13 protein-coding genes are annotated in these 14,037 nt (G+C 42.9%); 7 read left to right on the top strand and 6 right to left on the bottom strand.

The genetic code is table 11. The features are described from left to right. Positions 1 to 108: 108 nt before the first annotated feature. Positions 109 to 1,113: an A/G-specific adenine glycosylase gene (mutY, locus tag J4861_RS09545; protein WP_211816678.1), complete on the bottom strand. Its 1,005-nt coding sequence runs from the start codon at positions 1,111 to 1,113 to the stop codon at positions 109 to 111. 198 nt (positions 1,114 to 1,311) lie between these two features. On the opposite strand from mutY, the gene J4861_RS09540 reads away from it, so the two are divergent. From J4861_RS09540 to rodA, 7 genes are all read left to right on the top strand, one after another. Beyond that, positions 1,312 to 1,683, top strand: coding sequence for an outer membrane protein assembly factor BamD (locus J4861_RS09540; protein WP_211816677.1), 372 nt, complete (start codon positions 1,312 to 1,314; stop codon positions 1,681 to 1,683). Between the two features lie 207 nt (positions 1,684 to 1,890). Further along, positions 1,891 to 2,487 carry an IMP cyclohydrolase gene (locus J4861_RS09535; protein ID WP_036863649.1) on the top strand — a complete coding sequence of 199 codons (597 nt, stop codon included), beginning with the start codon at positions 1,891 to 1,893 and terminating at the stop codon, positions 2,485 to 2,487. A gap of 46 nt (positions 2,488 to 2,533) precedes the next feature. Further along, positions 2,534 to 3,556, top strand: a complete 1,023-nt coding sequence (locus J4861_RS09530; RefSeq protein ID WP_004360435.1) for a rod shape-determining protein — start codon at positions 2,534 to 2,536, stop codon at positions 3,554 to 3,556. A gap of 12 nt (positions 3,557 to 3,568) precedes the next feature. Further along, positions 3,569 to 4,453: a rod shape-determining protein MreC gene (mreC, locus tag J4861_RS09525; RefSeq protein ID WP_004360436.1), complete on the top strand. Its 885-nt coding sequence runs from the start codon at positions 3,569 to 3,571 to the stop codon at positions 4,451 to 4,453. Positions 4,454 to 4,568: 115 nt separating this feature from the next. Then, positions 4,569 to 5,069, top strand: a complete 501-nt coding sequence (gene mreD / locus J4861_RS09520) for a rod shape-determining protein MreD (RefSeq protein ID WP_204867788.1) — start codon at positions 4,569 to 4,571, stop codon at positions 5,067 to 5,069. 3 nt (positions 5,070 to 5,072) lie between these two features. Continuing rightward, positions 5,073 to 7,439 carry a penicillin-binding protein 2 gene (gene mrdA / locus J4861_RS09515; RefSeq protein WP_211816676.1) on the top strand — a complete coding sequence of 789 codons (2,367 nt, stop codon included), beginning with the start codon at positions 5,073 to 5,075 and terminating at the stop codon, positions 7,437 to 7,439. Then, positions 7,429 to 8,904, top strand: coding sequence for a rod shape-determining protein RodA (gene rodA, locus J4861_RS09510; protein WP_204867784.1), 1,476 nt, complete (start codon positions 7,429 to 7,431; stop codon positions 8,902 to 8,904). Before mrdA ends, rodA begins: the two co-directional genes overlap by 11 nt. Before the next feature lie 360 nt (positions 8,905 to 9,264). Here the strand turns inward: rodA and J4861_RS09505 are convergent, their stop codons facing one another. From J4861_RS09505 to J4861_RS09485, 5 genes are all read right to left on the bottom strand, one after another. Next, positions 9,265 to 9,522, bottom strand: coding sequence for a DUF5053 domain-containing protein (locus J4861_RS09505; protein WP_211816675.1), 258 nt, complete (start codon positions 9,520 to 9,522; stop codon positions 9,265 to 9,267). A 73-nt stretch (positions 9,523 to 9,595) separates the two neighbouring features. Beyond that, positions 9,596 to 10,090 carry a gliding motility lipoprotein GldH gene (locus tag J4861_RS09500; RefSeq protein WP_211816674.1) on the bottom strand — a complete coding sequence of 165 codons (495 nt, stop codon included), beginning with the start codon at positions 10,088 to 10,090 and terminating at the stop codon, positions 9,596 to 9,598. Further along, positions 10,087 to 11,439 carry a PSP1 domain-containing protein gene (locus J4861_RS09495; RefSeq protein WP_211816673.1) on the bottom strand — a complete coding sequence of 451 codons (1,353 nt, stop codon included), beginning with the start codon at positions 11,437 to 11,439 and terminating at the stop codon, positions 10,087 to 10,089. Before J4861_RS09495 ends, J4861_RS09500 begins: the two co-directional genes overlap by 4 nt. Positions 11,440 to 11,603: 164 nt before the next feature. Next, on the bottom strand, positions 11,604 to 12,743 hold the full coding sequence (locus J4861_RS09490; protein ID WP_211816672.1) for a DNA polymerase III subunit: 1,140 nt from the start codon (positions 12,741 to 12,743) through the stop codon (positions 11,604 to 11,606). An 18-nt stretch (positions 12,744 to 12,761) separates the two neighbouring features. Further along, a complete protein-coding gene (locus J4861_RS09485; protein ID WP_211816671.1) occupies positions 12,762 to 13,763 on the bottom strand; it encodes a methylenetetrahydrofolate reductase in 1,002 nt (333 codons plus the stop codon). Positions 13,764 to 14,037 lie beyond the last annotated feature (274 nt).

Below are 14,037 nucleotides of genomic sequence, written 5' to 3'. Positions count from 1 at the left end.
CGATAGAGGCGCTTTGAAGGAAGGAGAAAGGAGAAGGGGAGAGAAGGCTACGAGGCAGTGCCTCGTAGAAGCGGACCGTGGGATAGACGGATGAAGGGAGGTGGGATTTTAGGCAGGAACTGCCTTTAGCAGAATCTCAATTAGCCGTGGTAAAGCATAATTTTCAAGGTCTTGCCTTTCTATCCAGATGAAATCTGAGGGTAGTTGTGGGCGGTGCTTAGGCTGCCAAAGGTAAATGTCTGCAAGAAGAATCTGATGGGTAAGAATATGCTTTACCCCCTTTTGTAGTAGCTGTGCTTCAGTTTTCCACGCAGAGTCTTCAGATGATGTAAGGTGTTCTTCCTGTGGAAACTCCCATAGTCCTTGCCAAATGTCACCCGCACCACGTTGGTGGATGGCTATCTTTCCTTCATATTCAATACAAAGATAGGTGAAATGACGTTCCCGTTGTTTCACTTTTTTGCTTTTTACTGGTAGTTCATTAATGCGTTGTTCGCGAAAAGCAACGCATGTTTCGCAGAGTGGACAAGCACTGCAATGAGGAGAATTTGGTGTACACTGAGTCGCACCAAAGTCCATTATCGCTTCGTTGTAGTCAGCAGGTTCATTTATAGGTAAAAGAGATTGAGCGAGCGCTTGAAACTCCTTCTTCCCTTCGGTACTATCAATAGGTGTCTCGATGCCATAATAGCGAGAAAGCACACGATAAACGTTGCCGTCTACCACAGCAACTGGTTCGCCAAAAGCAATAGAAGCAATGGCAGCAGCAGTATAATCGCCTACACCTTTCAGAGTCTTTAATTCTTTGAAAGTCTGTGGGAATCCACCTAATTCCATCACCTGTTGTGCTGCCGTATGGAGGTTTCTTGCACGAGAATAATAGCCCAAGCCCTGCCAAGCCTTTAGCACTTCGTCCTCCGTGGCAGCAGCGAGGTCGTTAACCGTAGGCCATTGTGCCATGAAACGTTCCCAATAACTCATACCCTGCACGATACGAGTTTGCTGTAAAATAACCTCACTCAGCCAAATAGCGTATGCGTCATTCGTCTCTCGCCAAGGTAGAGAACGTCCGTTATTTTTGAACCATTGAAGAAGTGTTACTGCAAAATTCATGGAACAAAGGTAGTTAAAAAGTAGAAAAAGAATGAAAAGTAATGTGATGTTTTGTTGGTAAAATCATTATTATTTCCTATTTTTGCCACGACTATTACCCTTAAAAGGCTGAATTTGATGTTACTTTCAATATAGAAAGATATTATAAACGTAAGCCAGATATAGGGAGGATTATTATAAAATTAGAAGTTATAAAAGATGAGAAACAAGGTAAAGAAAACGCTTATGGGCCTTGCCCTCATTGTGGCAATGCTATTGGTAAGCTCATGTGCTACACGTGAGTCAGCTATTAACGACTTAGAGAACTTTTCCTATGAATTACGTGATAATAGCCAATACTACACAGCAAAGAAGTGGCGTAAAGCTGTTGACAAGTTTGGTCGTATTCGTCGAGAGATCTCACGCCATGATTATACCGTTGCAGAACGCCAGCGTATCGGTAAGCTCGAAGGTGATTGTGCCCGTTATATGGTGCGCGGTGCCAAGGATGGTGTGATGAATAGTGTCTTTGGTCTTGGCAGTGAGATACAAGGTATCTTAGATGCTATCGGTATCAAAGGTAAAGAATAGACTTGATAAGGTCTTTGGTAGGCATAAAGAAATTGAACTTCAGTTCTCAAAAAGCAGAACTTGAAGCAGGCAGAATAAAACAAAAGGTGGCAGCTTATTAGACTTTAAGCAAATAGTTGGCAACCTTTTGTTTTTTTTTGATTTAAAATATTGTTTAGTCACCTATAATTAGTAACTTTGCAAATCAAATCCATAAAATGTTTTACAATGGCTGGTAAAAAACAAATTAAGACTGCTCTTATTTCGGTTTTTCATAAAGATGGACTTGAGGATTTGCTCAAGAAGTTAGATGCGGAAGGTGTGAAATTCTTAAGTACAGGTGGTACACAAGAGTTCATCGAATCATTAGGATACCCATGTCAGAAGGTAGAAGACGTAACATCTTATCCTTCTATCCTTGGAGGTCGCGTGAAGACCCTTCATCCAAAGGTTTTTGGAGGAATCCTTTCTCGCCGTGATAATGAAGGTGATCAGGCACAGATGCAGAAATATGAAATACCTTTCATTGATCTTGTCATTGTAGATCTTTATCCATTTGAGCAGACGGTTGCCAGTGGTGCCAGCGCAGAAGACATCATTGAGAAGATTGATATTGGTGGTATTTCACTGATACGTGCAGGAGCAAAGAACTTCAAGGATGTTGTTATCGTGCCAAGTAAGGCAGAATATCCAGTGTTGCTCCAGATTCTCAATACAAATGGTGCGCAGACAGATATCGAAGACCGAAAGATGTTTGCAGAGCGTGCTTTTGGTGTTAGCAGCCACTATGATAAGGCTATCCATAGCTGGTTTGCAACAGAATAAGCACAGAATAGAAAAGAATATACAATTATAAAATACAGATATATTAATGGGATTATTTTCATTTATCCAGGAAATTGCTATGGACCTGGGAACGGCAAACACGATTATTATCAGTGATGATAAGATTGTAGTTGATGAGCCGTCAGTAGTAGCACTGGACCGTCGCACAGATAAGATGATTGCTGTGGGTGGTGATGCAAAGATGATGTACGAGAAGGAACATCCCAATATTCGTACAATCCGCCCTTTGCGCGACGGAGTTATCGCTGACTTTACAGCTTGTGAGCAGATGATGCGTGGACTTATTAAGATGGTTCACAGTGGTAATCGTTTCTTCTCACCTTCATTACGTATGGTAATCGGTGTTCCATCAGGTTCTACTGAAGTGGAGCTTCGTGCCGTTCGTGACTCAGCTGAACATGCTGATGGACGTGATGTATATCTTATCTTCGAGCCAATGGCTGCAGCTCTTGGTATGGGTCTTGATGTAGAGGCTCCTGAGGGTAACATGATTGTTGATATCGGTGGTGGTAGCACTGAGATTGCTGTAATCTCTTTGGGTGGTATCGTATGTAATAACTCTATCCGTGTAGCTGGTGATGACCTCACTGCGGATATTCAGGAATATATGAGTCGTCAGCACAATGTGAAGGTCAGTGAGCGTATGGCAGAGCGTATTAAGCTCCATGTAGGTTCAGCACTGACAGACCTTGGTGATGAAGCTCCTGAGGATTACATTGTACATGGTCCTAACCGTATCACAGCTCTTCCTATGGAGGTTCCTGTATGTTATCAGGAGATTGCTCATTGTCTTGATAAGACCGTTGCAAAGATTGAGAATGCTGTTCTTTCAGCATTGGAGAACACTCCACCTGAGCTTTATGCTGATATCGTAAAGAATGGTATCTATCTCAGTGGTGGTGGTGCTTTGCTTCGTGGTATCGACAAGCGTCTGACTGATAAGATTAATATTCCATTCCATATTGCCGAAGACCCATTGCACAGTGTGGCTAAGGGTGCAGGTATTGCATTGAAGAACGTAGATCGTTTCTCGTTCTTGATGAGATAACAACTAACGTTCATGCACAATCTGACTGAGTTCCTTGCTAAGTACAAGCATTGGTTCTTGTTCGTTGCCCTGGAAGTCTTGAGTATGGTTCTTCTGTTCCGATTCAATGACTATCAGGGCAGTGTGTGGTTCACCTCAGCAAACTATGTGGCTGGTTTGGCTTATGAGGGAAGTTCAAAGGTTACATCTTATCTAACAATGGGTGAGGTGAATGAGGCTTTAACCAAACGTAACCTTGAACTGGAACGTCAAGTGAAGGAGTTATCTGCTCAACTTTATGATAAGACAAAGGATTCTACCTTCCTTCATAAAGGTCAGTATCGTTTCCTTTCAAAGTTCCGATTGATACAGGCAAAGGTTGTAGCCAATTCACTGGATAAACCTAATAACTTTATCACCATCAACAAAGGAACATGGGATGGTGTACATAAGGATATGGGTGTTGCCTGTGGTAATGGTGTTGTGGGTATTGTCTATATGGCAGGTATTCATTATGCCGTTGTAATCCCTGTGCTGAACTCAAAGTCAAACATCAGTTGTTCTATTCAAGGACGTGACTACTTCGGTTATCTCCATTGGAATGGAGGCGCATCCGATGTTGCTTATTTAGATGATGTCCCTCGTCATGCTAAGTTTAAGTTAGGTGACCGTGTTGTAACGAGTGGATATTCTTCTGTTTTCCCAGCTGGTGTGTTGGTTGGTAAGATAAAACATGTCTATAATTCAGAAGATGGACTCTCTTATCGACTACAAATCCAGCTATCAACAGACTTCGGAAACCTTCGTGATGTCTGTGTGATTGACGATGCTTCTATAAGAGATCAACGCCAAGTTATAAAGGCAGCACAAGACTCTATCAAGCCTATTGAGAGTCAGATGGACAATAGTGTACAGTAAGTAGACTGCTTGCAGATATTATTTAGATTGATGGGAGGTAGGATAACCACACTTTGTAGAGTCATTCTAACATTGGTGTGAGCCACTTTCCCCCTTTGAATTACGAATAAAAAGAATGAATATAGATTTCCTAAAACGTTTGCTTTGGTTTGCTGTTTTGACAGTGGCACAGGTGTTTGTACTCAATCACATTCATCTGTTTGCTGTTGCCACACCATTGCTTTATATCTATTTTATCCTTTTGTTCCCTCGTAATTATCCTCAGTGGGCTATGTTGATATGGGCGTTTCTAATGGGTCTTACCATTGACACTTTCTCAAATACGCCTGGTGTAGCTTCTGCTTCATTGACTTTAATAGCTGCTTTACAGCCTTATGTACTACAGCTATTCATACCTCGTGACAGTAGTGACAACTTCCAAGCAGGTATGGACACGCTTAGTATACCGCAATATACGTGGTATGTAGCTATTCTAACCTTGATATACAGCGTCGTTTTCTTCTCATTAGAGATGTTTAGTTTCTTTAATGTGTTAGAATGGTTACTTTGTATTGGCGGCAGTTCACTGCTCACGCTTATTCTTATTCTTGTTGTTGAGAACGTTAGGAGGCGATAAGAAATGAAGAATTATGATTTAGAGAAACGTCGCCTCGTGCTTAGTGCTGTTGCAATAGGTATCGTGGTGATATACATTATACGTCTTTTTGCTCTTCAGATAGCCAGTGACGACTATCGGAAGAGTGCCGACTCTAATGCTTTCTTAAAGAAGATTGAGTTCCCTTCACGTGGTTCTATCACTGATAGGAATGGGAAGCTGCTGGTTTTTAATCAGCCAGCTTATGACATTATGGTGGTAACCAATGAGATGAAAGGTCATCTTGATACATTGGAGTTTTGTAAGGCACTAAACATAACAAAGGCTGATTTTATCAACCGAATGGCTAACATCAAGGATAGAAGTAAGAATCCGGGTTACTCTCGCTTTACGCAACAACTATTCTTGAGCCAATTGAGTGATAAAGACTTTAGTGTCTTCCAAGAGAAACTTTATCGTTTTCCAGGCTTTTATATTCAGAAACGTAGTGTTCGTCAGTATCAACGAGCTATTGCTGCACATGTCCTTGGAGATGTAGCAGAGGTGAGTCAGGGTGATATTGAGGAAGATGAGTACTATCAGCCAGGAGATTATATCGGTAAGATGGGTGTCGAGCGTGAGTATGAGAAAGACTTACGTGGAGTAAAGGGAGTACAGATACTTCTGCGCGATGCCCACGGACAGATACAAGGTCGCTATCAGAATGGTAAGTATGACCAGCGTCCACATCCTGGACGTGATATCCAACTTGGTCTTGATGCAGAACTTCAGGCACTTGGTGAACGCCTAATGGAAGGTAAATTAGGTGCTGTTGTGGCAATCGAACCAAAGACTGGACAAATCTTAGCAATGGTTTCTGCACCTACTTTCGACCCTCGTTCGATGATAGGTAAACTGCGTGGTAAGTACCAGCGAGATATGACGCTCGACCCAGCCAAGCCCCTACTTAATCGTGCTATAATGGGTCAATATCCTCCAGGTTCAACGTTTAAGACAGGACAGGCTGTTACGTATTTCACAGAAGGGATTGTGACAGACTCAACTCGTTATCCTTGTCATCATGGATTCAACTTTAAAGGACTTCATGTCGGTTGTCACGCACATGCATCTCCTATTTCATTAGTACCTTCAATCAGCACCTCTTGTAATAGTTATTACTGTTGGGGACTCTATCATATGCTCTCCAATCGTAGGAAATATAAGACATTGGAGGATGCTATGAACGTGTGGCGCGACTACATGGTGTCAATGGGTTTCGGTTATAAATTAGGTATCGATCTTCCTGGTGAGAAGCGCGGTATGATTCCAAATGCGAAGTTCTATGATAATGCTTTTAAGAAATGGAACCCGCTTTCGGTTATCTCTATTTCTATCGGACAGGGTGAGGTCAACCTTACTCCGCTGCAGATTGCGAACCTCGGTGCTACGATTGCGAATCGTGGTTATTACATTGCGCCACATGTTGTACGTAGTATTCAAGGGAAAAAACTCGATAAGAAGTATGTGGAGAAGCACCATACAAAGGGAAGTCTAAGAGCTTACCAAGAAGTAATTGCGGGTATGGTGTCATCAGTGCGTGGTGGAACTTGTGCGCATGCGGTTCATCCTGGTTACTCATTGGCAGGTAAGACGGGTACAGCTCAGAACCGTGGTAAGGACCACTCTGTGTTTATGGGCTTTGCACCTGTTGATACTCCAAAGATAGCTATTGCTGTTTATGTTGAGAATGGTGGATTTGGTGCAGACTACGGTGTGCCAATTGGTTCGCTAATGATAGAGCAGTATATTAATGGAAAGCTTACCCCTGGTGATGAAGCTCGTGCTGCAGCGGTTCAGAAACGCCATATCGCTTACTCTTTCAAGCGTCCTTTGTCACGTGCAGACTCTCTTCGTCTCGACTCTATCAAGCGTGTAAATACTATTAGAGACTCGCTGAAGAAGGTGAAAGAGAAGCAGGATTTAGCTGATGCAGAAAAGCTGAAGGAAGCAAAGGCAAGGAAAGAAGCTGAGGAAAAGGAGAAGAAGAAGCAACCACAGAACGAACCTGCTATCCGTGTAGAGCCTGAAACAACGGTTAAGACTGAGAAGAAAGAGAAAGATAAGGAAGGCGATAAGAAGGAAAAAGAAAAAGAAAAGAATAAAGATAATCGAAAGGATAATGGGGAAAAGTCTAAGGTGAAGGAAAAGCCTAAGGAGCAATCCAAAGACAAAGCAAAGGAACAACCCAAGGTGAAGTCTAAGGAACAGGCGAAAGAAAAGCCTAAGGAACAACCTAAGGCTAAACCGAAGGAGCAAGTAAAAGATAAACCAAAGGAACAACCAAAAGAGAAATCAAAGGTTCAATCCAAAGATAAACAAAAAAGCAAGGAGAACGTAAATCGTGCCAAGTAATTATACAGCAGACAGACAACCAGGTGTACTTCGTTCATTAGATTGGTGGACGATAGGTATCTATATTGCGTTGCTCACCTTTGGATGGGTGAGTGTCTGCGGTGCGAGTTATACTTATGGCGATACAGAGATTTTCTCACTTTCAACCCGCTCGGGTATGCAGATTGTGTGGATTGGTACTTCCATCTGTTTAGGCTTTGTGCTTCTAATGATGGACGACCGTTTCTATGACACCTTTGCTTATGTCATCTATGGTTTGTTAGTACTCCTTCTCTTTGCCACAATCTTTAATCCTCATAGTATTAAGGGTTCTCGCTCGTGGCTCGTTATGGGTCCACTCCGATTGCAGCCTGCCGAGTTTGCGAAATTTGCAACGGCATTAGCAATAGCCAAGTTTATGTCGGCTTATGGCTTTACTATCAAGAATTGGAAGCATTTTGCTGGTGCGTGCGGAATCATTTTCCTACCAATGCTGTGTATTGTCGGACAGCGTGAGACAGGTTCTGCCTTGGTTTATTTCTCTTTCTTCCTCATGCTTTATCGTGAAGGAATGTCTGGTGCGTTCCTATTCACTGGTCTGGCAATGGTCATTTACTTTGTTGTCGGAATCAAGTATGAGGAAATCTTGTTATGGGATACACCAACGTCCTTAGGAAAGTTTGTTGTACTCCTACTTGTTCAGATATTCTCTTCGGTCATGGTGTGGGTCTATGTGGGCGACAAAGGACGTACGCGCCTATTGCTAACTTATGTCTTTGGTGTCACAGGACTTGCCTTGCTCTTCTCAGAGTTTGTTATTCCGTTTGATGTTGTTTGGGTTCAGTTGATTTTATCGGCATGTGTTATTGGCTATTTAGTTTATAATGCAATGAACACTCGCTTTGCTAACTATTTCTATATTGCATTGTTTGCTTTAGGGTCAATAGCTTTTTTCTATTCAGCAGACTATGTGTTGAACGATGTCATGCAGCCACACCAGCGTGTGCGTATCAACGTACTTTTAGGCTTAGATGAGGACCTCGCAGGAGCAGGATATAATGTACATCAGAGTGAGATAGCTATTGGCTCTGGTGGCTTACAGGGTAAAGGTTTCTTGAATGGTACGCAAACTAAGTTGAAGTTTGTACCAGAGCAGGATACAGACTTTATCTTCTGTACAGTAGGTGAGGAGGAGGGTTTCCTCGGTTCAGCCTCTGTTCTTGTGCTATTCCTTTTCCTAATACTCCGATTAATGTACCTTGCCGATCGACAACCCTTTAAGTTTGGGCGAGTCTATGGCTATTGTGTTGCAGGAATATTCCTATTCCATCTTTTTATTAACGTAGGAATGGTATTAGGTTTGACGCCAGTTATTGGTATTCCGTTACCTTTCTTCAGTTACGGAGGTTCTTCTCTTTGGGGCTTTACGTTGCTCCTATTTATTTTCCTCCGCATAGATGCAGGACGTAATCTTATCCGTCAGTAGGCGATAGCATTACGCTTGGATATTGATTGCATAGTATTTGCCAGGTGTTTTGTGCTTCGCACCATCGGTGTTAAGCCTCCGCACCACATGTGCTAAGCATCAACACCATTTGTGTTAGGCTTTATCACTATTTTAGTATATGGCTTGTAGGGGAAGTAATTATCATGAAATGAAAGAGAGTATGACACTAATACTCGCCAAACATGATATTTATAGCTTGGATTGGTACTATTATGCTTACTCCAACATAGGTAAAGGCTGCTTCATGACTCCAGTGTGTGGAGGATGAAGCAGCCTTTATTTTGTATAATGAAAGTCCTTTTTTTATCTTTTTATTCTGCTATACAATAGATTTTCAGCTTATTGAATGTTATCTGCTGCACGACGGATTCTGTCAGCAAGGTCGCTCAGTGCCCCCTTTAGTTGTAGTTTCTCTTCTTCATTAAACTCTGTTGGCACCTTATTATCATCTATTCCATCCAGCTTATGATATAGCCATGAGTTCGGTTTTTGAAAGTAAGTTCTTGAGAGATCAGCCCATGAGATAGCCAATAATATATCTTTCAACTGTACTTTCATTGTACTCGTTTTTTCTTTTGGTAATGTCATTGTTGCCATAATTTCATAATTAAATTTTATCCTTATGAATGTTGTCGTGTACTAATCTTCAGATATTATGGACTGAGAAGTCTCACTTCTTGAGGAGCCTGATACCCACATCGCTGATACCAGGAAGTAACTCACGGCTCATGATATGATGTATCGTGACGTGCATTGAGTCATTGCGGTTGAGACGGAATGCGGTAATCGCCTGACGTATTTCTGTATTTGAGATACCTTTCTGTCCTACCAATATTCCCTTATCATTGATAATCTCACAATTAATAGTATCATTATATGTCTTTTCTCGCTTCTTTCGTTGTCTGTAGTAGATTATCTTTCGTTCAATAATCATACTTATGTTGCGGTAAGGATAAGTCTGTGCAGCACGTAGGCAGAGGTCTAATTGATAGTGACCCTCCCATTGACGAGGAATATCAAAAGAAAGTGTATCATTGCGTGACCAGCCCTGTAGTGACACACTTCTATATTGATTATAGGTGCGTGGGTCACTGCATGAAGCAGCACCCATGGTAATTACCATGAGTGCTATGATATATAATAAGGTGGAAACCTTATGTCTCATTCTTGTTTTCTTTCTGTTTGCTGAGGCTGTCTGCCTTCATTTCTATTGTTCTGTGGAGTAGCTTCGCTCTGTTGTTGTGCAGGACGAGGACCGTTACAAGGACGACGATTACCATTCTGAGGGCGACGGTTATCGTTCTGTGGACGTCTGTTGTCATTTGGCTGACGGTAGTTGTCCTGTCCATCACGCTGATTACGACGGTTGTCGCGTTGTGGTCTACCACCTTGCTGACCGTTGTTGTTGCGTGGTTGGTTGTTCTTTTTGCGTTTCTTTGCCTTATCAAATCGACTGAGGTCAGCACCAGCGAGGAGGTCAACAGGCTTCTTAGCTGGTTTTGCCTTACCATCTTCAAGGAGCGAAAGAGGCTTCTCACCACGTCGGTTGAGTTCGATAATCTCCTTTGCGCGCTCTGCACTGATTGTCTCGAGATTGGCTGCAAGGTTCTTATCGGTAGAGTAGGTGCATTGACCATTGAGGATATCCGTCTTGAAGAGATAGTATTCGCCATCCATAGTCTCCAAGATAACCTCCTTGCTTGGCAGTTTTCTACCCGCCTCCATATAGTCGTCAACCTCATAGTTCAGACAACATTTTAGCTTAGCACACATACCCGCCAGTTTGGTTGGGTTGAGTGAGATGTCCTGAATGCGGGCAGCTGTGGTCGAAACACTGGAGAAATTCTTCATCCAAGTAGCACAGCAAAGCTCACGACCACATGGTCCTGTACCGCCAATGCGTCCTGCTTCCTGGCGCGCACCAATCTGTTTCATTTCGATTCGTACGTGGAAGGCAGCAGCAAGGTCCTTGATAAGCTGACGGAAGTCGACACGTTCGTCGGCAATGTAGTAGAAGATAGCTTTGTTTCCATCGCCCTGATACTCTACGTCGCCAATCTTCATCTTCAGTCCTAAGCCCTTCGCAATCTGTCGGCTCTCAATCATTGTAGCGTGTTCACGTGCTTTTGCCTCGTGATACTTTTGCATATCGACTTCTTTTGCAAGTCGATAGACACGCTTGATGTCGTCTGGTGACTTCACACTTGACGACTTCTTAATCTGCAGTTTAACGAGTCGTCCTGTCAGTGTAACGACTCCGATATCGTGTCCAGGGTTAGCTTCAACTGCCACGATGTCACCTTTCTTCAAGTCAAGGTCATTGACATTGTGATAGTAACCCTTACGAGTATTCTTGAATTGAACCTCAACAAGGTCAGTTGTCTGGTTGTTTCCAGGCACGTCAGCCAGCCAGTCGAATGTGTTCAACTGGTGGTTTTGTCTGCCACAACCTTTGTGGCATAAGCCTCGGTCGCAACCATGCCAGACCTTGAATTTCATATCTTTGTAATCCATTGATTGTTTCTTTTTGTTTATATATATGTTGGAAGCCTCCAAGTACCTCTTTGCTTGTAGAGTTTGGTAGGCTGTGATAAGCAATGATTAATTATATTGTACAGGTTTCAAGCATATAACTTGTCAACTTGTTAACTCGTCTACTTGTTCACCTGTCCACTCGTCTACTTCTTCAACAACAGCACAATGAGTTTCAATGCCATGTCATAGAAGACAATCTTAGCGTTTGCATTCTGTCCGATATCACGATTAGCACGCTGGAAGAGTTCGTTGATTTCAATGACGTTTGCCTCGTTGATGAATCGTGCAAAGTTCTTAGCGAAGTTCTCTTCCTCCAAAGTCATGTAGTTGAGTTCGGGTTTTTGGAAGTTAAACATGAAGTTCTCGCGCACTTGCTGTTGGAAGTAAGTAAGCATACGACGCTCTTTCTCACGTCCATATCCTGCTACAACCTCGCTCCAACGTTTGAGGTCTTTGACGTTACGGAGGTAACATAGGCGCATAAGCATTTGGAACATGTTGTGGAATTCACGGTTTTCATTACCCGTATCCATTGCTTCCAATGCTTTCAGCCAACTACCATTTGCGATACGAGCAATGCGGTGTGCCGCATCAGTATCAATCCCCCTTTTGTTGATGAGTGCTTGTTCAACCGCCTCATCGTTGATGCGTTTCACATCAATACGCTGTGTACGGCTGATGATAGTTTCGAGAAGTTTCTCTGGTTCTTCGCATACCATGAGGAAGATAGTGCCCTGTGGTGGCTCCTCTAATAGCTTCAATAGCTTATTGGCTGAGGTGAGATTCATTCGTTCTGGCAGCCAGATGATAGACACCTTATAGCCCCCCTGACTTGATTTCAACGCCAAAACGCGTGACAGTTCGTCGCTCTCAGCACCCGTGATGATAGCCTGCTGCGTGGTAGCCCCCATCTGATTCATCCATTGATTCATGGTGAAGTAAGTCCCTTGCATGATGAGTCCGTGCCATTCCTTCGCAAAGTCTGCACTTACAGGTTGGTGTTCACCACTCATGCTCGGTAGTTTGATGGTAGGATAAGAGAAGTGGAGGTCAGGATGTTCCCAGTTTCGAAGCATGGCACGAGCATTTGATACGGTTGATGACGTAGCTTCCTCGGCCTCGTCACCAGCAAGCAAATAGCTGGCAAAAGCCATTGCAAGTGCCATCTTACCTGCTCCTTGTGGTCCGCAGAAAAGCAAGGCATGGGGCAGACGGTCTTCTTTAACCATCTGAATAAGCCGTTCCTTCACTGCTTCTTGTCCTATAACTTCTGAAAAGTTCATCTTCTCTTGTATTCTTTTTTATTTGCTGTTCTGTTGTAGAAGACCCGTTTCTACCAACCGTTTCATTACCTCGTGCACACTGCTCACTGCCGAAACGGTATAGAAATGTACGTTGTTGAAACCATGTGCATAAAGGTCTTTCACCTGTCTAACAGCCCACTCAATACCTAACAGGCGTGCCTCCTCGTCCGACTTACACAGTAAAGCTAATCCAGCAAGCTCTTCTGGGATATCACAATGGAATGTCTTTGGAACGACATTCAGCTGGGATAGCTTTGCAAAAGGCTTAATTCCTGGTATGATAGGAATGGTAACGCCCATCTTACGAGCCTGATCAACGAAGTTATAGAACTTCTCATTGTCGTAGAAAAGCTGTGTAACGGCAAATGTTGCACCAAGATCCTGCTTCATCTTGAGGTAACGTAGGTCCTGTTCAAGGTTAGGTGCTTCCTCATGTTTCTCTGGATAACATGCCACACCATACGCGAAACGCCTACCTGGATGCTTCATGGTAGAACCATCAATGAATATACCTTCGTTGAAACTATTCACTTGTTCAATCAGTTCTGTCGTATGACTATGACCGCCTTCTGTCGGTGTAAAGAATCGGTCTTCACGCGCTTTATCGCCACGCAGAAGCATCAAGTTTTCTATACCAAGAAACTGTAAATCGAGCAATTCGTACTCAATATCTTCTTTCGTTGCACCCGAGCATATCACATGAGGGATGACAGGAATGCCATACCTTTGCTGGATAGCAGCTGCAATGGCTACCGTTCCAGGTCGACGACGTATACTTTGACGTTCCAATAGTCCGTCTTCGCGCTCGTGATATACGAACTCACTATGGTGAGTGGTTATGTTTATGAAGCTCGGATTAAACTCCTTGAGCTGATCAATATTGCGGAAAAGAGACGCTGTTCCGTTACCCTTCAAAGGGGGAAGAACCTCAAACGAGAAATGTTTCTCGTCGGTCTCATCATTCAGTAATTGCTTTATATCTGTTATGTTGTTGCTCATTTGGCTACAAAGTTAGTAAATAAATGTGAGAAAAAGGATAGGTTTGGATAAGTAAAACGGTTAAAGAGTAAAAAGTAAAAGCGTATTTATGGTTCTTCCGAAATATGGAGTGATAAACTAAAAGTCTTATATAATAGGCACACGGAGTCACGGAGGGGACGGAGGTAAACGCAATATTACGGAGGTGCCGACGGCACAAAGAGCGACGGAGATGTAGCCTACAGATTCTTGATAAATATTTTGGAATAAACGTTTTGTATATAAATTACTAATA

This window comes from Prevotella melaninogenica (assembly GCF_018127925.1).
GTDB lineage: Bacteria > Bacteroidota > Bacteroidia > Bacteroidales > Bacteroidaceae > Prevotella > Prevotella melaninogenica_C.
Note: the sequence above shows the minus strand (reverse complement) of the source record. Positions and strands in the feature narration are given on the sequence as shown.